Genomic DNA, 26,954 nt, shown 5'->3' with positions numbered 1-26,954 from the left:
AAAGAAAACTTGCAAGAGTTACACCACTGCTCCAAACAGTTGCATAGGGCTTGTGAAGAGTTCATAAACCGGACAGACAAACTCCATCTGAAACAAATCCACTACAAAACGCGCAAAATAGAAGCCCTCTCAGAGGAGGCTTTGAACAAACAAGAACTGGAAGCCGCACAACAATTAATGAGAGAAGGGAAAAAAATTGCCAGGCAAAATTTATTAATCGTCAAAAAATTCGTTAGAAAAGAAAACTAAAACCAATTTCACAGAGCTGACCCGGAAAGGGTCAGCTTTTTTTGTCTTTTTACGAAAGGTATATTGCTTACCAAAGCTCCCTTCTCTAGCGATGCCCCAAATCGTACAGTTTTTTTACTTTATTCAAGGTGGCTTGAAAGTCCAATTGCAAATCTTTCAACAAACCGTTTTTAAGGTCATACACCCAGGCATGTACTGTGGGAAAGCCTTCGTTATTATAGGCTTTTTGCACATAAGAGGTTTTAATCACATTGATACATTGCTCCTCTACATTGAGTTCAACCAAGCGGTTATAGCGCTCTTTTTCATTTTCAATAGCATCCAGCTCTTCTTCATGAATACGATACACATCCCGGATGTTTCTCAGCCAGCCATTCAAGCCCCCCATATCCACCGATTTCATAGCCGCCTGTACACCGCCACAGCCATAATGCCCGCATACTACGATGTATTTTACTTTTAGCGATTCTACGGCATATTGAATCACCGCATTGACGTTAGCATCCGTTCCAATGACCAGGTTGGCCACATTCCGGTGTACAAAAACCTCCCCCGGTTCCAAACCCATAATGACATTCGCAGGTACCCGGCTATCCGCACAACCGATGTATAAAAACTCCGGCTGTTGGTCTTTGGCCAATTTCTCAAAAAAATCATGGTTCTGGGCTAGTTTTTCTTTTACCCATTGGCGATTATTCTCAAATATTTGCTGATACAGATCCATTGTAATTTTATCTTTTCGTCCTTAATCCTAATGATGAAGTAGTTTAAACTTATAGTTTTTGACCGAAAATGGAATCAAAATCGGCTCATCAAGACACTTTTTGAAGAGAATAGCCAAAGCTATTGTTGAAAAAAGTAACACAGAGGAGGCCTTTTTGAAACGTTTTTCAGGAAAAAGAAAAAGTTTAATTCACTTCGGTTATTCTATTTTATATAGCAAAATATGGATAATGTTTTGTTAATTCAAAAACAACTAACGATTTATACACCGGCCATCGCCAGGATGCCTGTCAACATCATCATTTTACAAAAAGAGCTTAAAAAATGATACTCTTGCGGAGAACTGGCCCGGTAAAAGCGAACAACAAAATAGCCTCCGAAGGGAATGGTACATAAGAAATAATAAGTTAAGAATTTATTTTGTAAAAATTGAAGTTCAAAAACGACAAAAGAGATAAAGCCGGCCAACACGCCATAGACCAAATACTTAGTCCGGGCTTCTCCGATTTGGAGCGGAAGCGTATTCCAGTGTTGCTGTAAGTCCCCTTCCCGGTCTTCCAAGTCTTTGACAATTTCGCGAATCAGGTTCAAGAAAAAGGAAAAAGCGGTAAAAATATAAATGAGGTGTTCGGAAGTTTGAAAAAAGGGAGCCAGTATCAAAACCGCTTCGGAAGTGGCCCCGGCTACTATCAGGTTGCCCAACAAGGGGATGCCCTTTAGCCTTTTGGAATACGCCCAAAGCACTACGGCCAACCATCCGTTGACCCATCCTACCACTGTAGCAGCCCCAAAACCCGACAAGATACCCAACGTATTTAAAATCACAAAGCCTTTTAATGCTGTACGGGCAGACAGCGATTTCCCTATCACCACTTTATCAGGTTTATTGATCAGGTCTGTTTCAATATCGTAATAATCGTTGATGAGATAACCGGCCGCAGCAATCAAAACCGTAGACAAGGAAAGAAGCCAAAAGGGGGGAAAAGCCAGTTTTTCCCACCAAAAACTACCGTTTTGGATCAAAAAAAGATACGCTGCCCACTGCGTACAAAAAATGATCAGAAGGTTTCTGATCCGGACTAATGAGACAAAAGCCCTGAGTATATTTATTGGCAACCCTCCCATCACATTTGATGCGCTAAAGCATAGCGAATACTTTTCATCAAGTTACCGGTTTTTTCCATATCACAGATCAATTCTTTTCTTTCAAATGGTTCAATTGCAAAACTCCCTTGATTTCTGTCTTGCAAGGCTAATAGTTGTTCCAAACAGATCATCTCCCGGCTCAATATCAAGGTGATTTCAAAGAGAAACTTTTCTATATTTTTTGCCGGGTAATCCAGGCTACGGAAAATCCCCCCCAGTTGCATAAGCTCGGCTTCAAAAAAGCTTTTGATAACCGAAATATCGTGTGTTTGGTTGGGCAATGTACGGATGCCTTGTTGGTAATCTTCATAAACGTCAAAGGTATCGTCCATCAATTGCACCAAACCACCCAATTGATAAATGGCTTTTTCTTCTTGTTCGCCGAGAGGGTGGCTCATGATACTTCGGTACAATAAAGCAGAGTACCCCCCTTTATCAAACGTAATTTGTTGAATTTCTTCGCTGGACAAATCTTTATCCAACTGCTTTTGACTGGCCTTCTGAGCGGAAAATACTTTCTCAAAGTAGTCGATAAACTGTTGAGGGTGTTCCAACAAACGGTGGATTTTTTTTAAAATATCCACACCCAGAGGGTGTGTTTCCTGAGGGGAAGAAAATAAAAAAGGTTTGGAAACCAACTGCATCAACTCGTCTTCGGCCTTATGCTCCACATCAAACAAATCGTCACCGATAGGTGTCAAGGCAGCGAGAAACGTTTGTAATAAGCGCTCTTTTTCCGTGAGTTTTTTTCCTCTTAAAGTGGCAAAACTTCCCCCTGAAATGACAGGAATCAGGTTGGCGTATTGAATGATTCGTTTTCCCGTTTCCGGATTTTCCACCGGATAGGCTTTCAATAATGGATAAATATGCCTTTGAAGCAATTGTTTTTGCTCATAAAAATCTTTCACAAACCTTCCTGTGGCAGCGATTAATTTCCAAACACTACTCATGAAATTCACATTATAAGTTTAAGAACAGCCTCTATGGTTGTCTTTTATATACTTTCCCGGACATCTTTTTTCCTTCCGGCCTCATTCTTCAGGGCAAAGTTAACAGAAAAGCGGTTGTCTACATCCACTTTCGCATCCAGGCTGCCAAAGCGCGATGCCCAAAACGATGGACCAGGGGGATTGAAAGAACAGAACAAAGAACATTGATCCGGTAAGGCTGGTAGGCCAAGCGCAACAAACGATGCCCCATTTTCAACTCTTTGCCCATTCTCCTCCGGATCTCGTCTTGATAAGGGAATAATATTTCCCGGTCAAACCGTTGTCGCTTTACGGCTTTTTGAGCATAATCAGCGGCAATCATCCCGGAGTACATCGCATTGCCGATGCCTTCCCCGGTAAACGGATCTATTAGAGAGGCGGCATCCCCGGCCAGGATAAAGCGGTCACCGGCAAGGCTTCTGGGCTTAATCCCCAAAGGCAAACCCCAACCTTTCAAAGGAGAAACCCGACGGGCATTGGCAAAGCGTTTGGACAATACGGGGTGAGTTTCCAGAAGTTGTTGAAACATCTGCCGTAAGTTGAGCTTTTTCCGGGCTACTTGTTCACTGTGGATTCCCAAACCCACGTTGGCCCTACCCCCCGGCAACGGAAATACCCATAAATACCCCGGCAGCAATTCATTAGGAAAGAAAAACTCCAATTGGTTTTCATTGGAAAACCCTTCCACCCCCTCATAATAGGCCCTGACTGCAGCGGAAAAGCTTTCGCGATCTTTGGTACCCTCTCCCAGTTGCCTGTGTACCACCGAGCGTTCGCCATCCGTACCGACTAACATCTGTGCCTGTATCTCCAATATATTCCCCTCGTGTAAGGCCTCGATTTGTACTCCTTGAGGCTCCTTACAGAGCTTTTTTACTTCACAGCCTTGCAGCAAGGTAGCATAACGAGGATCAAGCATTTCATGGAGCAAGTTGTCAAAAGCAGCCCGGGGAATGGTTAGAAACGGAGCATAAGGGAGGTTTTGCTTTTGCAAAGAGATCTGAAGGCATTTGCCATTGGGGGCATAAAACTTGGCTCCCCAACTCGGCAGAAAATTCTTTTTTTCATGGGTCCACTCCCTTGCCAACCCGGGCCGGATACGATTCAGCATATACAGGGCATTGGTAGTAAGTGCATCTCCACATACTTTTTCCCGGGGAAAATACTCTTTTTCCAGAAGGATATGCGGAATCTTTTGTTTAGATAAAAAAAACGAAGTACTTAACCCAGCCGGCCCAGCACCAATAATACAAATCTCTGTCGCTCTCATGTATAGTTGGTTCGATATTTTCAGAAAAAACCCGGCAGCTACCGTGATAGTAGCTTGCCTATGAATTGAAGTGGTTTAAACGTATAGTTTTTGACCGAACATGGAATCAAAATCGGCTCATCAAGGTACTTTTTGAAGAGAATAGCCAAAGCTCTTGTTGAAAAAAGTAACACAGAGGAGGCGTTTTTGAAACATTTTTCAGGAAAAAGAAAAAGTTTAATTCACTTCTATATCTTTGAAACACCATTAGGTATTCTGATTCCATGAAATTTCGAATATATTTCTTTAGCTTATTCATTTTTTTTCTGATCCAAGGCCAAACGGGATTTGCCTCTTTTGAATTCACCTTGCACAATACCAAAGCCTATGAAAATTTTCTCAAATTAAAGATAAATAAAGCGCATTATCACCTGGACCTTTCCAAAAAAGCAAGTCAAGACAATGGAATTGACATCTACCTTGAAAACTTCGAAGATATCATTCGATTGTTAATCACCCAAGACCCGGCCCTTTATCAAAAGCTCGAACCCAATGAGGCCAGCCGGCTCAAAGCCTTGCGAGCCCTGGACAAAAGCTCGCCTTATTACCTCTATACCCAGGCGGAAGTAAAGCTGCAATGGGCCATTGTCAAGCTGCAATTCGGAGATGAACTGGGCGCATTCTGGAAAATAAAAAGTGCCTTTAATTTATTGAAAGACAACCATAAAAAATTCCCGGATTTCTTACCCAACAAAAAGACTTTGGGAGCTTTCAATATCTTGATAGGCTCCGTTCCGGCCAAATACAAATGGGTGATTAACTTGCTGGGTTTTAATGGCAATATCGAAACCGGATTGGAATACCTCAACGAAGTGATCCACTCGGACTCCTATGTAAAACTGGAAGCTACTTTGTACAAAGAGTACCTGAATCTCTATATTTTACATCATTCCAATTGGTCTTTTAACAACTTACATCAGCTTCTAAACAAGTACCCCGACAACCTGTTTGTCTACTTTACCACAGCATTGTATTCCATCAAGAAAGGTCAGGCCCAGGAAGCCTTAGATATTTTAAATAAGGCCCCCAGAGGCAAAGACTATTTCAGTGATTTTTATTTTTTGGATTATTTGAAAGGTGAAGCCAATTTGTATTTAGGAAACTATTCGCAAGCCGTCAAGCACTTAAACAAGTATGTAAAATATCACCCCGGCCAAAACCTGATCAAAGATGCGTATTTAAAACTGTTTTTTGCCCATTGGTTACAAGAAAAGGATGACGAAGCGCAAACCTACTGGAAACTGGCACAAGCAAAGGGCAGCACTGTGACGGGACCGGATAAGTATGCAAAAAAATTCCTGGAATTTGATCAACTACCCCACAAAGAGATCACCCGTGCCCGCTTCTATACCGATGGTGGAGCATACCGCAACGCACTCAATACACTGGCGACCGTAAATCCTTCCAAGTTAAGTCATAAAAGCGATCAGTTGGAGTATTGGTACAGGAAGGCCCGAATTTACCACAAACTAAGATCACACAAACAAGCAATTTATTATTATCAAAAAACCCTTGGCGAATCAGACAAAGCCGGGCATTATTTCGCTCCAAATTCCGCTTTGCAATTAGGCTATATTTACAGAGATGTGTACAAAGACACACAAGAAGCCAAACAGTACTTTCACAAAGCCATGGAATATCAACAGCATGAATATAAATTGGGGATTGACAGTAAAGCAAAAGCTGCGCTAAAATTATTAAAATAAATCTATTGTTAGCTCCTACTAACCCATACAAACCCTTAAGGCCGGTTTCCGTTGATTTATTTCACTGAAGTTCTTAGATTTTAGGTGAAGAATGAAATCTGTAAATTATGCCCAAAGACAATTTTTCAGTAAATTCCGGCCTGTATGCAAGATATCGCCCCCTATACCCTGATGCTTTATTTGAATTTATTCTGGCCCATACCCCAGTGCGCAAACAAGCCTGGGACTGTGCCACCGGCAACGGGCAATGTGCAGCTGTCCTTTCTAAGTATTTTGCAAGTGTAAAGGCTACGGATATCAGTCAAAAGCAATTGAGCCATGCCCTATATAAACCCAACATCGACTACTCCGTAGCTTCCGCAGAAAACAGTGGGTTCGCTCCCCGTTCGTTTAACCTGATCACTGTAGCACAAGCCGCTCACTGGTTCGAGCTTTCCGAATTCTATCAAGAAGTACAAAGGGTAGCTTGCAGGGATGCGACCTTGGCCATATGGGGGTATGGGCTGGTCCGGATATCCCAGGCCATTGATCCCATCATCCGGGAGTTTTATACCCAAACAGTCGCTCCTTATTGGGATCCGGAACGCAAACACTTGGACAATGGCTATCAAAATATCTCCATGCCTTTCAACATGATTCCGGCTCCTGAATTTACCTTAGATGTACATTGGAACTTGGCACATTTTACCGGTTATCTGAATACCTGGTCAAGTGTTCGAAAGTTCATACAAGAAAAACAATACAATCCGGTAGAGCACCTAATCAGGCAGTTGAGTTTGTTATGGCCACCACATGAAATCAAAACCTTGTCCTTTCCCATCTTTTTAAAATTGGGAAAAGTCCATTGACCATCAAAGCTTCTGACGTAAAAAGCCTGTATTGAGAAAGTTACAATACAGGCTTTTTACATCAGAGCCATAGAGTGTGGTTATCCTATTCTCCTTTTATCTTTTTGACAGCTTTTAAGCCCATTTTTTCCCCTGCCCTCAACATATAATCATAGGACTGGTCATATTCATTCCTGATTTTTCCGTCTAAAATAGCTTCCCTGAGTAAGATTTTAATTTTCCCAACTTCTCTGGAAGGTTTGATACCAAAGGTTTCCATAATGATCTCCCCGGTAATGACCGGTTGAAAATTACGAATGCGGTCTTTTTCTTCCACTTCCTGCACCCGCTTTTCTACCTTGTCAAAATTGGAAAGGTAGCGCTGCACTCTTTGGTGATTTTTGGAAGTAATATCGGCCCGGCATAAGATCATCAGGTCTTCCAAATCATCCCCGGCCTCGAAAATCAACCTCCTGATGGCAGAATCCGTAATGGTATCTTTTACCAGGGCAATAGGCCGCAAATGTAATTTTACAAGTTTTTGCACATACTTCATCCGGTCGTTCAGGGGTAATTTCATTTTTTTGAAGATTCCGGGCACCATCCGTGCTCCCCTGTCTTCGTGCCCGTGAAAAGTCCAACCTACTTTCGCATCGAAACGCTTTGTGGCCGGCTTGGCAATGTCGTGCAAAATAGCTGCCCAACGCAGCCATAAGTTCTTTGAGGCTTTGCTGGTATTGTCCAGCACTTGTAAAGTATGATAAAAATTGTCTTTATGCGATTTGCCTTCCCGGCTTTCCACCCCTTTGAGATCCAACATTTCCGGGAAAATAAATTTCAATAAATTCGCATGTAGCAGTAATTTAAATCCATAAGAAGGCGTGGGTGAAAGAATAATCTTGTTTAACTCGTCAATCACCCGTTCTTTCGAAATAATTTCGATGCGCTCACACGTATTAATAATGGCATCAAAGGCATCGGGAGCAATGTCAAACCCCAGTTGTGTTGCAAAGCGTACTGCCCGCATCATCCGCAAGGGGTCGTCCGAGAATGTCACTTCCGGTTCTAAAGGGGTTTTGATGATTTTCCGTTTCAGGTCATCTACCCCACCAAAAGGATCGATCAACTCGCCATAATTCTCTTCATTCAAGCTAATGGCCAAAGCATTGATGGTAAAGTCTCTCCGGTTTTGATCGTCTTCCAAGGTACCGTCTTCTACAATGGGCTTTCGCGATTCTTTGCGGTACGATTCTTTCCTTGCGCCAACAAATTCCACTTCCCAACCCTTCACCCGGATCATGGCCGTCCCGAAATTTTTAAATGTAGTAACCTCTGTCTGATCTCCAAGTATGGAAGCTACCTTTTGGGCTAATTGAATGCCACTTCCCACACATACCACATCAATATCTTTACTTGGCCTGTTCAAAAGTAAATCCCTCACATAACCGCCTACAACATACGCTGGCATTTTCAATTGACGCGCAGCCGCTGCCAGTTGCCCAAAGATTTCTTCTTTTGCTAATATTTGTTGAAAATTCATTCCTTCCCAATTAAACTTTACAGAAAACCTGCAGGTCAAGCGCATTTTTTCTGATAACCCTCGAACAAATTGCTTTTAAGCAACAATATACTTGTCATTACTTATGACTCCTACTGCAAAACTAATAAATTTTACGCGGCATCGCTTGCAGTTCGCTGAATTGCACAGGAAAGAAGTAAGAGAAAACGATGGAAAGAAGAGAAATACAGGGCCCCGGAAAAAGTAATTACCAGCGATTCAGGTCTTAAACGGGCAATTGCAAGGTAAACTTGGCACCTATAGGGGAAGTCAACGCTTCGGCATGAACTTTACCATCCATAATTTCGACTATACGCTGTACCATTGCCAAACCAATACCATTACCCGGAAAGATCTCAATGGCATGCAACTTATGAAATACCTTGAAAAGGTTATCGGAGTATTTGGGATTATATCCCACCCCATTGTCTTGGATTTCAAGATAAATAAAAGAGTGCACCTGGTAAGCCCGGATGGCAATCTGAGGATTGATCACCGACTTAACAGCAACCCTGGCATTGTCCAGCAATTCTTGCAAGGCTGTTTTTAATAATTCCTCGTCAGCATGTAAAGTATTTACTTCCAAGTCATACTCAACCGTTACCTTCACCGTATGATATCGCTCCAGGTTATTCAAACAATCTTTGATCAACAGGCGAATATCCAATGGCTGTAAATGCACTTCGGCTTTGGAAATTTTGATATAATCCAGAAGGTTTCTAACCAGCCCTTTAATCTTCACGCTGGACCCTACGATGCGCTCCAGGTATTTCACTTGCTCTTCACTGGGACGGCCGTCCGTATCTTCCAAAGCAAAGCCGGCATAGCCGTTAATATGCCTTAACGGGGCACTCAAGCCATGCGAAAGAGCAAAGCGAAGGGATTCGATATCATCCAGCAAACGGGTGCATTTGGTTTGCCATTGCTTCATAGCATCTTCCAAGACTTTAATTTGTCTTTGTTCTTTGCGTAAAGCACTCACATCTTGCAAATAAATCAAATAATAGATTTCCTGCTCACTTCCATTGAATGGCACGACCCGTGTATCAATGCTCAAATCAGTTTCGGTATACGGATGTGTATACATAAAATGCATATGCGTGACCGAAAGCACATTGGTGGGAGATGAAGGAAAGTACTTTTGAATAAATTCTTTATCCGGTACAATGCCCAAAACTTTTTCAATCGTTGCATTGTAATACTCAACCTCCCCGTAAGGATTCAGCATAATAACTCCTTCATTAAAGGAATCCAACATACCATTCAACAACTTTTGATCTATGGAGAGTTTTGTCATTGCAGGAAATTAGTCAAGTGAACACCAACACTAACAAAACTACCTAATTACAGGCATTATCTAATAAAAAAAGTCTAAAAAATTTCAGAAAATTTTATCTCCCTGATTTCTAAGCAAGTAAAGCTATTTTACGGAACTTGAGGTTTATACTTTGAGGCCTGAAAGAGTGCCCGGGCATTTTTCATCTGCATAATACCAGACAATTGGGCATCTGTATGCTCCCATGCATAGCTCTTCACGATTTGGTAACCTAACCAACGGCCCACTCTTCCCGGACATTTATCACTTACCTCAAACACCCGGGGTCGTTCGCCTACGTACTTTCTCTTAGTAAGGTCGTTGGTTTCATAAAAAAGGTTGTTCTTGACAAAATGCCCCCAAATAAAACCGGAATTTTCCTCTACATCGGTAAGTTCTTCTACCGAATACCCCATAATCAGTGTATCACTAGCATGCGGCATCATTTTATGGGTAAAATAATTGGCCTTGCCATAAAACATCATCTCAGCCAACATAGATTTATCATTATAATCGTGCTGGTTGAATTTGGATGAAATAAATTTCATTACAGAAGGCACAATATGCTCGGGCACATATCTTTTCAGGATATAACCAGGTACTTCGGGCGGACGGTAGGTACTGGAGGTTCCGGCAAAATAATCCAAGCCAATCACTAATAAACTGTCACTAAAAAAAATATCCTGACCAAAGCCAAAAGAACCGAACCCCGATATCATGGTGTAAATTCTTGGCACTTTAAAGTCCGGGTAGTAATACTTCAGATAGCGGAAAGCCTGGATCAAATCGTTTTCCACTTTCTCGAAATCGGTAAAAATATCTTGCACATCCCGGTAGAGTGTATCGTTGTAAACATTCCGGGTAAAATGATACAAATGACTGGCCAAAGAATCTTTGGTAGGGTAAAACGGCCCTTTAAAATATTGGGCAACCAACTCAGGATTTTGGTCTATAAAATTGATAAAGTCATACTTTGACTGATAGGCAAATAACTCTTTCTCCAATCGGTTGATTTTGATATCCACCTGGATATCGGAAACATCCGGAATTTCTTCCTGTGCAGATCCACAACCGGAAACCAAAGCCATCAAGCCGATCAATAAAACAGCGGGAAGTGTATATATGAGGTTTTTCATAAGGTAAAAAAATTACACCAAGTAAGTAAATTGATATTAGGAGTATATGCAATTGCAGAATCTGTACCTAATTTATCAGAGTACGGTTTCCTTTTTAGTATACAAATAGCCAGATTGTATGTAACGATCAAGTACAAAGAAACCCTAAAAGAGCTTGATTACTTTTAGGGTTTCTTTAAAGATATAGTATTTCCTAAGCAAAGGCAAAGAATATCAACCAGATCACCACCAATACCGGCAATAAGATCGGAATTGAGTAACGGATGATATACCCAAAGAACGATGGCATTTGTATACCTACTTGCTCTGCAATGGACTTCACCATAAAGTTCGGTCCGTTACCAATATAAGTCATGGCCCCAAAGAATACCGATGAAACAGAAATGGCTGTCAATTGCATGATGGAATCGGTAAATCCGTCACCATTGGTAAAGGCAACTACATCGCCCGGTGTACCGATAGAACCTCCTTGTGCGGCCAATGCCGCGGTCAAGAAATTAAGATAGGTCGGAGCATTGTCCAAAAAGCCGGAAATCAAGCCGGTCGCCCAGTATAGGGTATTGTGACCGATCAACTCTTTTCCGGCAGGAGAAGCCGCAAAACCGGCTACTATTTCCAAAGCGGGCATCATGGTACCAAAGATACCGATAAAAATAAAGGCCACTTCCCGGATAGGTTCAAAGTTAAATTCGTTGCCATTGATGGCTTCTTTGTTGGCGAATTTAAATGAGAAAAATGCCACGGACAGCATAATAACTTCCCGGATAAAGGAGAACTTTTGTCCGTCAAAATGGATTGCCGGCAACCATTCAAAACCGTCAACATTGGGATCCAGGAATACGGCTCCTACTGCTACGGCTAACCATAAGAAGTTTTTCTGCCCGACAATTGTAATCTTATTAGAATATTTCTGATTGGCTAGCTCGTCAGAAAATAATGGATTTTCTTTTTTGACATTTTTTTGATCAAAAACATAGAATATTACTGCAAAAATCAGGACGGCAATCAACCATTCGGTAAAATTATGTTCCATAGTCCAGAAGAAGGGAACGCCTTTCAAAAACCCTAAAAATAGTGGAGGGTCACCAATCGGGGTTAAACAACCTCCGATATTACTTACCATAAAAATAAAGAATATAATATGGTAGGGTTGGATTCTTCGTTTGTTCAAGCGGATAAACGGACGGACCAAGAGCATGGAAGCCCCGGTAGTGCCAATGACGTTGGCAATCACCGCTCCAATCAGAAGAAGACAGACATTGACCAAGGGCGTGCCTTGTTTATCCACTTTAATCATGATCCCCCCCGAGGCAATATAGAGGGAAGCAAGCAAAGCTATAAACTGAAAATATTCAAAGAAGGCGTGGACAGGTCCATGGGTATTGTGCAGACCAAACAAGTAATACCCTACAACAATGGCCGCCAATACCACGGCAACTTTAGGGTAATTTTTATGCCAAAAATGCTCATAAAACAATGGTCCGGTGGCAATCATCCCCAAGAGTATAATAAAAGGAATTACTGAAATGGGGGAGGGGGCATGATGGTCGGCACTTTCACTGTGTCCGCCTTCCGCAGCCATTGAACTGGATACCACTTCTTCGGCCCCTTGCAGATCAAGTGCCTGTGTATCAAGTGCATTAAAAATAAAAAAGACAAGTGTACCTATTAAAAACAATATTATTTTCTTCATCTATGATCCTGTTTCGAGGTGGAAAATAGAAATTAGTTAGTGCTTTTCAAAACGCTACTTAACTTCTCCGATAAGATGTAATAAAAATTTAATCCTGATATAAGTTTTCGCTATCGCTAAATTTCTTCGAGGATAGTGCGAAAGGCTACAAACTTATTTTGGAATTTCTTGGTATGCTTTTCTTGAAGTACCGGTGCATATTTTGCAATATACTCATTGAGAATGCTCAATGATTCACACCAATATTGAACAGCAAAGGTGATCCCGGCATGATCTGCCACCTCCTGAGTGAGCCGCAGTAGCTTATATTCACTAAAACAGCCTGTAGCCATCACCTCCGGGATGTGTTCATTTTTCATAAAGTTAATCCACTCTTCTGTCGCCTCATGTTCTACATTCACAGTTACGTTGTATACAATCATTGGTTGCAGGTTAGTTTAAACATCTATTAATAAAAGCTGCCTCATGTCAGTTTTTATCTTCTCTCCTCTTAGTTGGTCCCTTTGATGAAAGCGGGGCACAAGAGTAGCTAAGCAAAACCTTCAACTACAGGTTTGTGAACAATATTCCCTGATGCGGAAATACTACATTTGATGTCAGATAAAAATAGAAAGAGGCAAGTTATTTTCTAACTTGCCTCAGTAAATTTATAAACTTTATTCGTAACTTTATGAATTTTGCTCATCTTTAAGAGCGGTACAAACTCCGAAAGCCTCTCCTCATCAAAAGGTAAATATTTGGAGAAACCACCTTTAAACGCTGTTTTTGCCAATTGCTTAGGTAATTTAATCGGTCCGGATTTAAGCGATTCACCGGAATAATTAATCCCATTCCCACATTGGACAACATACCTAACATCACAATGGAGAGGCCATAAATCCCTACGGCCATATAGGCACTGACCAAAGCCATTCCTATTGTAAGTACCGGCAACACCGCCACCACAATATTGAGTAACAAACGAATGGAGGCGCTAATCATCAATTGCTGAAATTTTCCTTCCAACAATTTTTCGATAAAGGAATCTGCCAGAAAATTGTACAACTTGGAAATATTCCCGGCAATCCATCCGGCAAGCACTCCGATTTGTAAGGTGAACATGATTGTCCAGGCAGAAACTTCCTCACTGTCAACAATCAGATTGTTTGGAATAAAGGTTTGAGTAAGGCCTGGTGCTGCAGCTACCATTCCATATGCTACGAACAAACCACAAGTAAAGAGCAGGCTATTTTTCCATTTGGGGAAAACCTCCACCAAAAGTGCCGTAAAAACAGTGCCTAACACACTAATCACGCCAATGGTTAAGGGCAGTAGAATGGCTCCCAAACCGTTGAATGCCCGTTGGGAGGTAGGCAAAAACACAAAGTTGACCCCTAAAAAGAGGGAAGCGATTAACACCGCTATAAACAACTCGTAGCGTTCGACATCGATTTTGTATACCATGCTGATTCTGAGGCTTTTCAAGCCAAACAAATCATACAAAATCATTCCCAGAGAGGCCCCTGCTAAAAAGGAAAAGGTAATTTCCGTAAGGGAAAACAGATTCCAGCCATGGCTTTCAAATGCTATTAATAAACCGATAAATGAAAGTAAGCTGAAGATAAGCAGGCCTAAACTGGCGTTGGGCGTTGGGGCAATGAAGACAGCCATCCAACTTTGAGATTTATTCCGGGCAATTGCAAGTAAACGATTCCCCAAGTATCTGAACAGGCATACCTGTACAACACCTATACTAAAACCGTAAAAGATTATTTGGGGATTTGAAAAAGAGAAATGAACTGCAACTAATGAAATCACTGCTACAGACAGCAAGAAGATTACAATTGCCTTGAATTCTTTTTCGAATAAATCTCTCACAGAAGAGATTTTACTCATGCTTTTTTTCTTTGGTGAAAAATAGTGTACGTAAGAGGATTTGACCCCTTAGTAACAAGAAGCTGCGAAAGTAGTACAAAAGTTTCTTTCACCAGGACTTGATGTAACAAAAAGAGCTGTCTGTAACAGTTATTAACAATAATTATTGATATACTACAATTTTAACATTAAATATTTATACAAACTCAACATGCATTGTATATCATGCCTATGTACCTTTTCATCAGGCGTATGGACGTTATCTTCAGGTGCCCCTACAAAACACCAATCAAAAGGATAAGGACTGCTTTGTAATTCGTTGCCATCACTGCCTCCGGCATCTTCTACTTCCAGTTGGAAATCCACCCCTGACTCTCTGGCCAAGTCAATCACCCGGTTTATATACGTTCTTCTCGGAATACCCCGGTCGCGCATGGAAATGGCTACTCCTTTGCCGTGTTTTACACCGTCTGTCACCCAAGTTATATCGGAGATCAATGCCTGTCTTACTCCATAGTGCTCATAAATATACTTGCCCAGGTATCGGACCGTACCGCCTCCGTGCTCTTCCCAGCTGGAAAAACAAATGATACCGTCTTCCAACGTTTCTGCTACTTTAAGGGCATTCCAACAGCCCAAACGGTTATCCATATAGCAAGATTGAACAAACTCATCGCTTTGGCGAAAGTCACATTTGAATACCAACTCCGTGCCCCGGTCGATTTCCCGGTCAAACTTATAGTAGTATTTTTCACTTCCCTCCGGAACATCCATTTCACATTCAATCTCTCCCTGGCTGTCTTTTCCTACCAATGCGTATCGGTGTTTGGTTCGAGGGCCGCCAATTTTGACAATTTCCCGGTCGTATTTTACCGTAAAGCCAATGGAATCCATATGGGCAAAAATAGCTGTACGGGGTTTGCCAAACACCAACATGAGACAATCTTGAAATTCCTCACCGTGAATCACCTCCGGTTGCACTTTCCAATTGGCTTTATTCTTTTCTACATAATCCAGGATAAACTCTTTCATCAATACTTCATTTCCCGCAGGAGCATGTACCTGGCAAAGTTGCTTTAGTAGTTCCATGTGTTGTTGAATTGTAAAATCAATGATTAAATTACTAAAAAACCTCCGGGAAATCTCCCCGGAGGCCTAAAACTAGTGTATTTTTATCTACTCTTCAATAGAATCCGATCGCGAATTAATAAGCCTTGGCAATATCAATAAAGTCTCTGGATTTGAGCGAAGCACCTCCGATCAGCCCTCCGTCTACATCCTCGCAAGCAAACAATTCTTTTGCATTTCCGGGCTTACAACTACCGCCGTATAAGATAGAAGTGCTTTGTGCTACTTCTTCGCCATACTTTTCTGCAATCATTTTACGGATCGCCTTGTGCATTGCCTGTGCTTGCTCTGAAGTGGCTACTTTTCCGGTACCGATGGCCCATACAGGTTCGTATGCAATGACCACATTGGCAAATTGCTCGGCAGTAAGGTGAAACAAGCTTTCGTCCAATTGTTTTTTCACAACTTCGTCTTGCTTTCCAGCCTCTCTTTCTTCCAACACTTCGCCACAACAGAAAATCGGTTTCAAATTATTCTCCAAAGAGATATCCACTTTCGCAGCCAACTCCTGATGGGTTTCTTTAAAATATTCTCTTCGCTCACTGTGGCCTAAAATGACATACTCAATGCCGTAAGATTGGAGCATAGGAGCTGAAATTTCCCCGGTAAATGCCCCTGAAGCTTTATCACTGCAATTTTGTCCCCCTACAAATACATTATTTGCAGGAGCAACCAAGCCGTTCACACTGCTTAAGTGGATTGAAGGCGGGCACATAATCAACGTTACATCCGTAGGAAGTTCGTCTTTGGCCATGTTCACTACTTCCGAAGCTAATATTTGCGCCTGTTCTTTATCCAGGTTCATTTTCCAGTTTCCTGCTACGATCTTTTTTCTCATTTTTTAGACAGATTTAAACGATAATAATTTTATAGAATAGTTCTCGCAGTTCAAAGATAGTAAAAACAGTGAACAGTGATTGGTGAAACCAGAGCGACCTGTACAATCCGTAAAAAGCATTTGTTCAACACTTCTTCTCGAACGCCAACTACTAACCTCAATTCACCCCAAGGTTTAAAATCAAAAAATCAAATTGGTGGCGATTACTCATCTGGAACAACCTATGAGCAGGATCCAAAATATAACTATATCGTGCACCCAGGCCCAAATCGATCAGGCGTAAAGCCCGGAAGTCAAAGCCTATTTCCACTCCTACCGATCGGTATTGTTCATCAAACCCCAAGATAAACCCTTCGGGGTTTTTAAAATTTTCGGTATTGTTAGGCAAATCAGCCGCTTGTATATTGTGGATAGTCGCCTGAGAATAGTCAAAGAAAAAATTGGTGTAAATCCGTTTGATAAAAGCCAAGGAGCCGATGGCCACATCCGGATACCACAAAGGCAAGGTATAATTCGTTGAAAGGCGGTAAATCTCATCGTGCCATAAGCTCCCATAGCCCCGGGGATAGAAGAACCCGTTTCGAAATTTATAGGGATCCGTAAAGTTTTCCTTTTGATAACCTCCGGTAAGATAAAGGTTATGCGTTTTGGCCAATCCGGGAAAATACAAACCGACAGTCCCCCGGAACACTTGCCCCTGGTTTTGTTCGGTTTGCAGGGTTTTCTTATATTCCAGTTCCAGTGTTTGCCTAAAACGGGGAAGAATGTGCTGGGTAGCAGTAATCTGTTGACGGGAAAAGCGCAAGCGAAAATCCAAAGCCTGGAACGTACCGCTTCGCAAACGATGCTCCCGCTGGTTAAACCTCGCATTTATATCTTTATAATCCGTTTCGATGGTATGGTATTTTCCTTGTAAAAGGAGGCTCCCAAAATGATTGCCCGAAGTCAGGTTAAAAGGTAAAGTAACTCCTACATAATAATCATTTTCCTTCCATTCTTTGGAGTAAACTCCCAAACCGGCAAACGGCTCCCCATTCCCATCCGTACCTTCTCCCAAAAAGGGGAAATCCCTGTTGCGCTCATTTTGATATTCAAATCCCGCTTCCAATACCGGATACCAACCACCATAGGCCACATTCCCATAAAAGCCCCCGGACTCTTCATTGGTATTGTACTGGTAGCCAACTGCCCCTTGCAGGGTGCTGAATTTGTTTTTAAACTGTAATTCCAAACTATAATCCGGGTGAAAGAAGAAAGGCTGTAAACTGTGCGGATAGATCAAACCACTGAGTTTGCTGTATTTTTTTACCTCAAAACTCTCCTCTGCATTTGAAATGGTCTCATTACCTCCCTCCTGCTCTACCAAAGGTTTGTAAAAATCAATACTACTGGTCAATGAACTTTGGTAACTTTTCCATTCTTCCGGGCTCAACGGCATTTCCTTTATATCATAACCTTGCTCGGTAAATTCGCTATAGGCCAGTTTCTTTCCATCCGGTGAAACAGTGGGATGAAAAGCTCCCAGCCGGGTAGAGGTTACCTGATACAACTGACGGGATTCCAGAGAGAAAGCAAAAATGTTGAAAATGCCCGTTTGCGCTCCTGAAAAATACACATAACCTCCCCGGTGCATAGGAAAACTCAACTGTTCATGAGAGAAGGGTGTTAACCGTTCTGTTTGCGCAGTTTGAATATTTACGTTCATCAAAGCCTGTTTGCCATCAGCTTGTTGGGCTATGACTAACACATGTTGCCCATCTTCCATCCAGGCCGGATGGATAAAAAACAAATTGTCAGGGTTGGGTAAGCTTTTCTGCACTTTTCCCGTTTGGGCATCCAGCAATTGGAGGGTATACCGGCTTCCTTCTTGTACCTCCACCGCGGCAATTTGTGAAGCATCCGGTGAAAGAGCCGGAGAAAACAAGCGGGATTGCAAGGTGAGTTTTTGTTTTTTCCCGGTTTGAAGGTCATAGGTTTTGATAATGGAAAAACTCTGGTTGGCCCAACGTTCATCGTAAGCGATTTCCGCCCAGGTAATTTTACCCTTGGCATAAGAAAGTGTCCGGTTTGACTCTATATTAATTCCCGGTGCGGTCAAAGCTTGTTCGTTTCCCTCCCGGTCGATCTGATAGAAACGCCTGATTTCATTAAAAGCATCCTTTTCCACTAACAACCGGTCGTTGGAAAGATACACAGGCAGGGTATAACTGGTAAAGGTTCTCTTCTTTTTTTGATTAAAGGGAGTAGAAGACGTAAGATTCAAGGCATTCAACTCCTCCTTCCATTGCGTTTCCAAAGCCTCCATGGTGGCCCGGTAAAGTTGAGGGGTTCTTAAGCCAGTATGTTTTTTTAATGTATGGCTTAAAGGATAAAATAAACCTTTGTACCGGCTAGCTCCATCCACCACTTTACTCCAAACTTCATCTCCGTATTCCCTACGGGCATAAGTTGTGAGGTAATAGCCCAAATTGTAATGATTAGGTACAAAGTCTTTCAGAGATCCCGCAGAAGCTTTTTCATACCCATACTTCTTTCCATTCAGTAGTAATGCGCGGTATTCCATATCAAACTGAGGCGCCCTTCCCCTTCCGGCATGGCTCAGGGCCGTTTCCATCGCCACGGCATCCCCTTCCGAAAACCAACGGGGCAATGCCACTGCCCGGGCAAAAGCCCATCCGTTTTGACCGAATGTATAGTAAAACAACTTGGAAAGCCCTTTGCGGGAATTGAAGTTCTGTTGTACATGACGGTATTCATGAATAGTCAACAAATCCAGCCAATTGCCTGTACCCAAAAAACTGAACTGTGGAGGACTCAGGTACAATTCCGAACGGAACGGACTCATAGCCACAAAGCCATTGGAAACAGTGGTTCGATTATGTAAAAAAATAGAAACCTTTCCATTTTTATCTCCAATGGAGCCTGTCTGGTCGTACAATGCATGCACAATATTGACCACCCTTTGCCCTTGTGTTTCCGCTCCTTCGGGAAAAACCACCTGTACTTTTTCGGTGTTGATCTGTTTCCACTTCAGGGACAGTGGATTCAGTCCCAAAGGATAAGTCTGTGCATAAATTGTTTGCCCCCATATGATTGTTCCCAATACGGTTAGTATCAAAATGATCTTCTTCATAGTCGGTTTGCTTGTTGAATATTTGACGGAGAATTCCCCACACGACCTAAATTAATTTTTTCCGGGAATTAATTCTAAACCCCGGCTATTTTTTTATTCACCCTATCAAGTCCGGAAAAGCAATCCCCCTTTTACTTACTCATTATTTACTACATCTTATTTGCCATCCGTTCATTCCGCATTTTTCTAATTCATAAAATCTTATAGCTTTGTTGCCGAACCAATAAACAGACCTACCATGAATGAAGTTGATTTTTTTCAATTAAAATCCTGGGTAGAAGTACCTGCCCATTCTGATTTTCCCATACAAAACTTACCCTATGGTATTTTCTCCACTGACGGGACTACTGCCCGGCCAGGAATTGCCATTGGTGAACATATCCTCGATCTGCAAGCAGTAGCCAAACTGGGATACTTTGATGAACTAGCCATTGACATTCACGTATTTGATCAAGAGGTTCTCAATCCTTTGATTGCATTAGGAAAACCGGTATGGCAAGCGCTCCGGAAAAAGCTGATCGAACTTTTGAGCGAGGGCAATCCCTCCCTGGCCAGCAAAGCAGACCAAGTCTTGTACAAACAAGCAGAAGCAACCATGCATTTGCCTGTACAAATCGGTGATTATACGGACTTTTATTCCAGTGAAGAACATGCCAGCAATGTAGGGGTGATGTTCAGGGGTAAAGACAATGCATTGATGCCCAACTGGAAGCATCTGCCGGTGGCCTATCATGGCCGTTCTTCTTCCATTGTGGTATCCGGCACGGATATTCACCGGCCTAAGGGCCAAGTACTTCCTCCGGGCGAAGAAAAACCCGTTTTCCGCTCTTCCAAACGCATGGACTTTGAGTTGGAAATGGCGTTTATCACCGGAAGCAATACCGCCTTAGGCCAATCGATCAGTACTGCCGAAGCCGAAGAACATATATTCGGAATGGTGGTTTTCAACGACTGGTCGGCCAGAGACATTCAGCGTTGGGAATATGTGCCTTTAGGCCCCTTCTTGGGCAAAAACTTCGGTTCCTCCATTTCTCCCTGGATTGTCACTTTAGCTGCTCTGGAACCTTTCCGGGTAAAAGGGCCTGAACAAAACCCTGAAGTATTACCTTATTTGCAATACGATGGAAATAAGAGCTTTGACATTCAACTGGAAGTAGCCTTGCAGCCACAAGGAGCGGAAGAAACCGTGATTTGCCAATCGAATTTTAAATACTTGTATTGGAATATGGCTCAACAGCTGGCTCACCATACCGTCAACGGATGTAACATCCGGGTAGGTGATATGATGGCTTCGGGAACCATTAGCGGTAAACAACCGGATTCGTTTGGTTCTATGCTGGAACTCAGTTGGGGAGGTAAAAATACAATCCATCTACAAGGAGGGGAAACCAGAACATTTTTGGAGGATTATGACACTGTCATCATGCGTGCACATAGCTCCAAATTCGGTTTAAGAATAGGCTTTGGAGAAGTAAAATCCCAATTACTGCCCGCCATTAAAGAATAACCTTTTATCCGGGAGTATAGTCAATCAGGCTCTCTACTCCCGGATTATTTTTCTGCTTTATTTTTAAATAATTCCACACCTCTTCGCAGAGCCTCTTCCGTAGTATCAATGTCTATTTTTCCTTGCGGGAAAGGGACCGCCACACAATCGTTAAGGTATTGCATGATCAACTTTTTGGCCCCGGCTGCATAAGGCAGTTTCAACAAATCCCGAAACAAAGACCGGTGAAACATCGCGGGAACTCCCAGACTATTGGCGTAGCTACAGGCAATTACAGGAGCATTCGTCCGGATGGCAGTGTCCCGCATTTCATTCAATAATTCAACGGATACGTAAATCTGATCACAGAGCAGAAAAAGTAAGTACTCCGTGTCCGGATAGTGTTCGTAATAATACGCAGCTCCATGAACAATACTACTTCCCATCCCCTGCACCCAAGCCGGGTTGTCAATAAAGGTCAGTTGCTGGTACCGGATGCTGGGCCGTATCAATTCCTGATGAGCACCTAATACCACAACCGTTTGGCTCTCTGGCAACTGGCTTGCAAGTTCGATAGTGCGATTAAGTAATGTTTCTCCTTCCAAGCGGGCCAATTGTTTAGGGCTACCCAAACGTACTGAAGCCCCGGCTGCCAAAATGATGGTTCCTAGTGAAAAGTGTTTTTTGATCATTTTCAATACAGGTATAATTGTTACCCACCCGATAGCAATGATGGATTCTGTCCTATTGTTGAAATCTAAATCAAATTCTTTAAATTACCTTCCGGAAAACTGAAAAAAACCTTGCTGACACCTTCAAAAAACACGACAGATGATGCCTCCTTGTGGAAAGCTTTTCAACAAAGTGACCAACAAGCCTTTGCCAAAATTTTTCATTTATACTATCCGGACTTATACAATTATGGCACGAAATTCATCGCCAACGAGGAGCTGGTAAAAGACAATTTACAAGAGCTTTTTATAGAAATATGGGCCAAACGCAACGCATTGGGGACGGTAAAAAATATCAAAGGATACCTCGTAAAATCACTCCGGCGTAGATTACTTCAAAACCTTCAGAAGATAAAAAAGCAACACTCTCTCACCATGGAAGCCCGGGAAGAACAAGTGCTTTTTCAACTTTCCAGCGAAGAGCTTAAAATCAAGGATGAACAAAACGAAGAACTCACACGCAAGCTCCGGCAAGCTTTTGATCGCTTGAACGATACTCAAAAAGAAGTCGTCTACCTGCGCTTTTTCAACAACCTGGATTATAAGGAGATCTCTGAAGTAATGGCACTTCAATACCAATCGGTACGCAATGCCATGCATACGGCCATCAAGGCATTCCGAAAAGCATTACTTCTATTCGTTTACGCATTGCTCAGTTATTCCAAAACCCTCTAATTCCATAGCTTTAAAAATAAAAATGTGATTTTTCATATTTTTTTGAAAAAACCGAAGTACAAAACTCAAGCCTCCTTCTCTATACTAATGAAAGCCGGATGGTTGGGAAATGTGCCGGACTTTCAAAGAATAGCTTTGATTTCAATAGGCTTATGAAGAACTTACTCGCATATGAAGTAGAAGATTTTCTGAACCACGAGGGTTTTCGTCAGTGGGTATTGAGTGACTATACAGTGAATGATGCTAATTGGCAAACCTGGCTGAAAGCACATCCTGAAAAGGCCAAAACCGTAGAGGATGCGGCTTTATTACTCAATAGCATTGAATTCAAAACAAAACTACTCCCTCATAACATTGTGGAAGCAGAGTGGAGAAAAGTCCATTCAACCATTAATCAAGTCCCTCCGGAAAAGGCTCTTCCGTACAAAAACCGTTTCCTTTCGGTTTTCAATAGAAAGATAGCGGCTGGCATTACAGGGCTTTTGCTTATGGGCAGCCTCTTGTTTTATTTCCTGTACACGCAGCAATTTCACACGGTATCTACTCATTTTGGACATAAAAAAGAAGTTCGCTTGCCGGATGGCTCGGTAGTAGTGTTGAATGCCAACTCCGAATTGAAATATGTCAAAAACTGGAAAGAGGCCGGAGACCGGGAAGTTTGGCTAACAGGAGAAGCCTATTTCAAAGTCACTCCAACGCCAGCCATAGGCCGGCCAAAATTCACCGTACATACCGAAGCGTTAAATGTGGAAGTTCTGGGTACACAATTTAACGTACAAAGCCGGACACACAAGACCCGGGTAGTCTTGACTTCCGGAAAGATCAAGATCCGTTTTAAAGATAGTAATCAAATAGAGGTGCAGGAGAAGCAAGCGCCTGTCCGTACCCGTTTTCAACATACAGATACCTTAGTCGTATTACCCGGAGAATTAATTGAATCAAGTGACCGGAAGGATAGTTATATAAAAAAAGCTACCAATCCGGAACTTTATTCCTCTTGGCAAAATGATTATTTAGTCTTTGAAAACACCCCACTCCTCGAACTTTCAACCATTATTAATGACACTTATGGCTTGCATGTGTCGGTGGCTCCTGAAATTGCACAAAGAAAATTAACCGGAAAAGTACCTAGTGACAATGTAAAAATTTTACTGGATGCCATTTCAGTAATCTTCGATTTACAAGTTTCTGTTAACCGAAAAACGAATACAATCAATATATCCGAAACCAAATCATCCATGTAAACAGAACCGGACTATATTCTCTATTTTTTTAAACGGAATAGTCCTCTATTAATCCTTGAAAGGGCCCTAATTCACCGATAAATAACTTAAAATCAGCGATCATACAAAGGTCGCTACCTTAAACAAAGGTCAACTACCGGACAACTATCACGGTTCTCTCTACTTCAAATATCAACGAAGAGAACTGATGGATTTTTATTGCAAAAATTTAACTAGATATGAGAATGGAAACAATTACTCTACGAAGTGGGCTTACCTTGGTTTGCCTATTAATGATGGTAGTAAATTCATTGGCCGAACAAAATCTTACGGCCCTCCACAAGGCCCAATGGGCAGACTCCAGAAATTCCCAAAAGACGGTCTTTCAAGAGAAAATCTCTTTGACAAAAGCACTTTCCCAGTTGGAAAGTAACTTTAATATTGCCTTTCTTTATGAAGCAGCGACTACCGCAGACAAACTCGCTGCCAAAGGCTTGACCGAAGGCAAACAGGTGGACAAAATTCTCCGGAATATTTTATCCCCACATCACTTGGACTTTCAAAAAATCGGGGAGAAAACCTACACTATTTTCCCTGTCAGGAAAAACCCTCCTTCTCCTCAAACACAACAAACAGGCTCTGTGGAAGGGAGCGTAAAAGATGAAAATGGCGATGCGCTTGTGGGAGTGAGTGTATACCTGGAGAGCACTACCAAAGGGAGCGTCACCGACTTGGACGGAGCTTTTGCCATCAATGGTGTAGAAGCGGGTAGCTATGTATTGGTGGCCTCTTTTGTAGGATACAAAACTAAAAAACAAAACATCAGTGTCAGTAACGGGCAAGCCACACAGGCCAGTTTTCAACTCAGCCCCGACCTCTTACACTTGGATGATATTGTTGTTACCGGGGTACGAAACCCCAGGGCCAAAATCGAATCCAGTGTGGCCATCACCACTTTGAGCTCGAAACAAATCGAACAAAAAGCCCCGATCAATACCGCTGACCTCCTTAAAACCATTCCCGGTTTTTATGTGGAAAGTTCTGGGGGAGACGTAGGAAACAACCTTTTTGCAAGGGGAATCCCGGCAGCGGGAGCGTACGAATTTGTGCAGGTACAAGAAGACGGGTTGCCTGTATTTGAAGACGGGGCCTTGCAATTTGCCAATGCCGATAACTTTTTACGGGTAGACGAATCCATCGACAAAATGGAAAGTGTACGGGGAGGTTCCGGGGCCATCTTTGCCAGCAATGCCCCCGGTGGAATCATCAACTTTATCAGTAAAACCGGAGGCCCTGAATTCAGAGGTGTAGGCAAAATCACCGTAAGTGACTATGGAATGTTCCGTACCGATTTGAATTTCGGTGGGCCTATCGGAGAAAAGCTACGTTATAACATCGGTGGCTTTTACCGCTATGATGAAGGAATCCGTTCTACAGGCTATCCAGCCAACTTGGGTGGGCAAATCAAAGCCAACCTGACGTATCTTTTAGACAATGGCCATGTACGGGTATATGTTAAAAAACTGGACGACCGGAACCTGTTTTATACCCCGATTCCATTAAAAAACCCTGATGACCCTGAGGGGATTCCCGGTTTTGACCCCAATTTCGGTACATTTTCCAGCGTCAACGCGAATAAGTTACGCATTCCCTTGGCAGAAGGAGGCACCTTTGAACGTAGCCTGGAAAACGGTGTACACCCCAACGTCACAGCATTCGGAGGTGAATTTATCCGGGATTTAAGCCCTCATATCACCTTTAAAAACTCCTTGCGCAGGACTGTAATCGACTTGCAATACGATGCGCTTTTCAGTGGCGCCCCTCCTACCAATGCCATAGAGTTTGCCGAAGCAGCAGGAATAACCAATCCTATCTATAGCTATGCTGATACCGGGGAAGAAATTCTGAATCCCAATTCGCTGAATGGAAACGGTTTGGTAGCCCAAGTAGGCTTCTGGACCATTGAAAAGCAGATGAACTCTTTTGCCAATAATATGCAGTTCTCCTTTAATTATGATATTATCAGTATCACGGCAGGATATTATTTCGCAAATTACAACGCGGATCAACAATGGAACTGGAGTAATATTTTACTGGAGATTGCCGAAGAACCTCGCTTGTTAAATATAGCTGACGGAGATCTGGACCCGGATGACGAAGGATATTACCTGACTCAAGACGGTGTGACTCAAATTACTTGGCTCGCCCGAAGAGCGCAAACCAGAGGTAAAATCAATGCCTTCTTCTTGAATACAGAATTTGACTTGATGGATCAACTGACCATCGACTTAGGTGGCCGGTACGAAATTGCCCGGTATTCCGGCTTTGGAGCGGATGCAGAATTCTTTTCCAAAGACCTGGGGGATCCCTCTACCCGGGCGGACGATGCCGTTACCGTACTGACAGGCCCCAAACGCTACTGGACGTATGATGTGGATGAATTTGCCGGCTCACTTGGAGCGAATTATAAATTCAATGAAAACATGGCTACGTATGTCCGGGTCAGTAGTGGCTTCCGCTCCCCGATCGAAGAAGCCTATTTCGATAATATGAATGATTTGAGTGCCATCAAACCTACCCGGGTTACTCAGGTAGAACTCGGCTACAAATATTCTTCACCCAACCTGGCGGTATTTGCCAATGCCTTCTTTATGAATATGGAAAACCTGGCCTTTACCGACATCAAACTCAGCGGAGAGTCCGAAAACAAGTTTGCCGGAGCGGATAACTTTGGGCTGGAAGTCGAAACAATTGTACAACTGGGAGACTTCGGGCTCAACGTTTCCGGTACCGTTCAGAATCCGGAGTTTAAAGATTTCGAGTTCTCCGATGATGAAGGAAATATTACGAATAACAATGGCAAGCAAGTACGTAGGATTCCCAAAATTTTTCTCACCGTACGGCCTTCCTATGAAATCATTCAAGGCTTGAGTGTATTCGGAGAGTATCAGTACTTTGGCGAAAAATTCAGTGATAATGAAAATACATTCCGCTTGCCCGCTTACAGTGTATTCAATGCCGGAGCCTCTTATGAAATTAATAATTTACGCTTTGCGGCAAATATCACCAACATAGGCAACTCCATCGGTTTAACCGAAGGAAACCCCAGAGCAGACAGTGCCCCCGGTGAATTCTTCATGGCACGCCCTATCCTGGGCAGGGCTTTCCGGGCTTCCATTTCTTACAATTTTTAATGCTTTTTTCTTCCTGGCATGCTAGTAAGGCTTGCCAGGAA

Annotated in this window: 21 protein-coding genes; 7 read left to right on the top strand and 14 right to left on the bottom strand. The window is 42.5% G+C overall.

What is annotated here, in order from left to right; translation table 11 throughout:
• A partial coding sequence (locus tag AAG747_RS20985) for a hypothetical protein (protein ID WP_346823189.1) occupies window positions 1-249 on the top strand: 249 nt, incomplete at its 5' end.
• An 85-nt stretch (window positions 250-334) separates the two neighbouring features.
• Here AAG747_RS20985 and AAG747_RS20980 read toward each other — a convergent pair.
• The 4 genes from AAG747_RS20980 to AAG747_RS20965 all read right to left on the bottom strand — a co-directional run bounded on the left by AAG747_RS20980 (window position 335) and on the right by AAG747_RS20965 (window position 4,377).
• A complete protein-coding gene (locus AAG747_RS20980; protein ID WP_346823188.1) occupies window positions 335-973 on the bottom strand; it encodes a carbonic anhydrase in 639 nt (212 codons plus the stop codon).
• Between the two features lie 260 nt (window positions 974-1,233).
• Window positions 1,234-2,088, bottom strand: coding sequence for a geranylgeranylglycerol-phosphate geranylgeranyltransferase (locus tag AAG747_RS20975; protein ID WP_346823187.1), 855 nt, complete (start codon window positions 2,086-2,088; stop codon window positions 1,234-1,236).
• An 8-nt stretch (window positions 2,089-2,096) separates the two neighbouring features.
• On the bottom strand, window positions 2,097-3,068 hold the full coding sequence (locus tag AAG747_RS20970) for a hypothetical protein (RefSeq protein WP_346823186.1): 972 nt from the start codon (window positions 3,066-3,068) through the stop codon (window positions 2,097-2,099).
• Between the two features lie 118 nt (window positions 3,069-3,186).
• Entirely contained in the window at window positions 3,187-4,377 is a 1,191-nt protein-coding gene (locus AAG747_RS20965) for an NAD(P)/FAD-dependent oxidoreductase (RefSeq protein ID WP_346823185.1), read from the bottom strand.
• Window positions 4,378-4,640: 263 nt separating this feature from the next.
• On the opposite strand from AAG747_RS20965, the gene AAG747_RS20960 reads away from it, so the two are divergent.
• Window positions 4,641-6,122, top strand: a complete 1,482-nt coding sequence (locus AAG747_RS20960) for a tetratricopeptide repeat protein (protein WP_346823184.1) — start codon at window positions 4,641-4,643, stop codon at window positions 6,120-6,122.
• Between the two features lie 107 nt (window positions 6,123-6,229).
• On the top strand, window positions 6,230-6,970 hold the full coding sequence (locus AAG747_RS20955; RefSeq protein ID WP_346823183.1) for a class I SAM-dependent methyltransferase: 741 nt from the start codon (window positions 6,230-6,232) through the stop codon (window positions 6,968-6,970).
• Window positions 6,971-7,055: 85 nt separating this feature from the next.
• Here the strand turns inward: AAG747_RS20955 and AAG747_RS20950 are convergent, their stop codons facing one another.
• From AAG747_RS20950 to AAG747_RS20910, 9 genes are all read right to left on the bottom strand, one after another.
• Window positions 7,056-8,489: a CCA tRNA nucleotidyltransferase gene (locus AAG747_RS20950; protein ID WP_346823182.1), complete on the bottom strand. Its 1,434-nt coding sequence runs from the start codon at window positions 8,487-8,489 to the stop codon at window positions 7,056-7,058.
• A 244-nt stretch (window positions 8,490-8,733) separates the two neighbouring features.
• Window positions 8,734-9,804: a sensor histidine kinase gene (locus tag AAG747_RS20945; protein WP_346823181.1), complete on the bottom strand. Its 1,071-nt coding sequence runs from the start codon at window positions 9,802-9,804 to the stop codon at window positions 8,734-8,736.
• Window positions 9,805-9,932: 128 nt separating this feature from the next.
• Complete coding sequence (gene gldB / locus AAG747_RS20940; RefSeq protein WP_346823180.1) at window positions 9,933-10,958, bottom strand: gliding motility lipoprotein GldB; 1,026 nt, start codon at window positions 10,956-10,958, stop codon at window positions 9,933-9,935.
• A gap of 193 nt (window positions 10,959-11,151) precedes the next feature.
• A complete protein-coding gene (locus tag AAG747_RS20935) occupies window positions 11,152-12,651 on the bottom strand; it encodes a sodium:proton antiporter (protein ID WP_346823179.1) in 1,500 nt (499 codons plus the stop codon).
• 116 nt (window positions 12,652-12,767) lie between these two features.
• Window positions 12,768-13,073 (bottom strand): DUF4286 family protein, encoded by a 306-nt coding sequence (locus tag AAG747_RS20930; RefSeq protein WP_346823178.1) that lies wholly within the window; start codon window positions 13,071-13,073, stop codon window positions 12,768-12,770.
• A gap of 265 nt (window positions 13,074-13,338) precedes the next feature.
• Window positions 13,339-14,301 carry a sodium/proton-translocating pyrophosphatase gene (locus AAG747_RS20925; protein WP_346823177.1) on the bottom strand — a complete coding sequence of 321 codons (963 nt, stop codon included), beginning with the start codon at window positions 14,299-14,301 and terminating at the stop codon, window positions 13,339-13,341.
• A gap of 378 nt (window positions 14,302-14,679) precedes the next feature.
• Window positions 14,680-15,594 (bottom strand): zinc-binding metallopeptidase family protein, encoded by a 915-nt coding sequence (locus AAG747_RS20920; RefSeq protein WP_346823176.1) that lies wholly within the window; start codon window positions 15,592-15,594, stop codon window positions 14,680-14,682.
• Between the two features lie 115 nt (window positions 15,595-15,709).
• Entirely contained in the window at window positions 15,710-16,471 is a 762-nt protein-coding gene (tpiA, locus tag AAG747_RS20915) for a triose-phosphate isomerase (protein WP_346823175.1), read from the bottom strand.
• A gap of 157 nt (window positions 16,472-16,628) precedes the next feature.
• Window positions 16,629-19,604: a TolB family protein gene (locus AAG747_RS20910; protein ID WP_346823174.1), complete on the bottom strand. Its 2,976-nt coding sequence runs from the start codon at window positions 19,602-19,604 to the stop codon at window positions 16,629-16,631.
• Window positions 19,605-19,842: 238 nt separating this feature from the next.
• Here AAG747_RS20910 and fahA point away from each other — a divergent pair, with 238 nt between their 5' ends.
• Window positions 19,843-21,111 (top strand): fumarylacetoacetase, encoded by a 1,269-nt coding sequence (gene fahA, locus AAG747_RS20905; protein WP_346823173.1) that lies wholly within the window; start codon window positions 19,843-19,845, stop codon window positions 21,109-21,111.
• A 44-nt stretch (window positions 21,112-21,155) separates the two neighbouring features.
• On the opposite strand, the gene AAG747_RS20900 is transcribed toward fahA, so the two are convergent.
• The gene (locus tag AAG747_RS20900; protein WP_346823172.1) at window positions 21,156-21,782 is read right to left on the bottom strand and encodes a nucleotidyltransferase family protein; all 627 of its coding nucleotides are present in this window, start codon (window positions 21,780-21,782) and stop codon (window positions 21,156-21,158) included.
• Between the two features lie 111 nt (window positions 21,783-21,893).
• Here AAG747_RS20900 and AAG747_RS20895 point away from each other — a divergent pair, with 111 nt between their 5' ends.
• From AAG747_RS20895 to AAG747_RS20885, 3 genes are all read left to right on the top strand, one after another.
• Window positions 21,894-22,496: an RNA polymerase sigma factor gene (locus tag AAG747_RS20895; protein ID WP_346823171.1), complete on the top strand. Its 603-nt coding sequence runs from the start codon at window positions 21,894-21,896 to the stop codon at window positions 22,494-22,496.
• Between the two features lie 152 nt (window positions 22,497-22,648).
• Window positions 22,649-23,740, top strand: a complete 1,092-nt coding sequence (locus tag AAG747_RS20890; protein ID WP_346823170.1) for a FecR family protein — start codon at window positions 22,649-22,651, stop codon at window positions 23,738-23,740.
• A 224-nt stretch (window positions 23,741-23,964) separates the two neighbouring features.
• Window positions 23,965-26,913, top strand: coding sequence for a TonB-dependent receptor (locus AAG747_RS20885; protein ID WP_346823169.1), 2,949 nt, complete (start codon window positions 23,965-23,967; stop codon window positions 26,911-26,913).
• The last annotated feature ends 41 nt before the right edge of the window (window positions 26,914-26,954 follow it).

The sequence above is a fragment of the Rapidithrix thailandica genome (assembly GCF_039710355.1).
GTDB lineage: Bacteria > Bacteroidota > Bacteroidia > Cytophagales > Flammeovirgaceae > Rapidithrix > Rapidithrix thailandica.
Note: the sequence above shows the minus strand (reverse complement) of the source record. Positions and strands in the feature narration are given on the sequence as shown.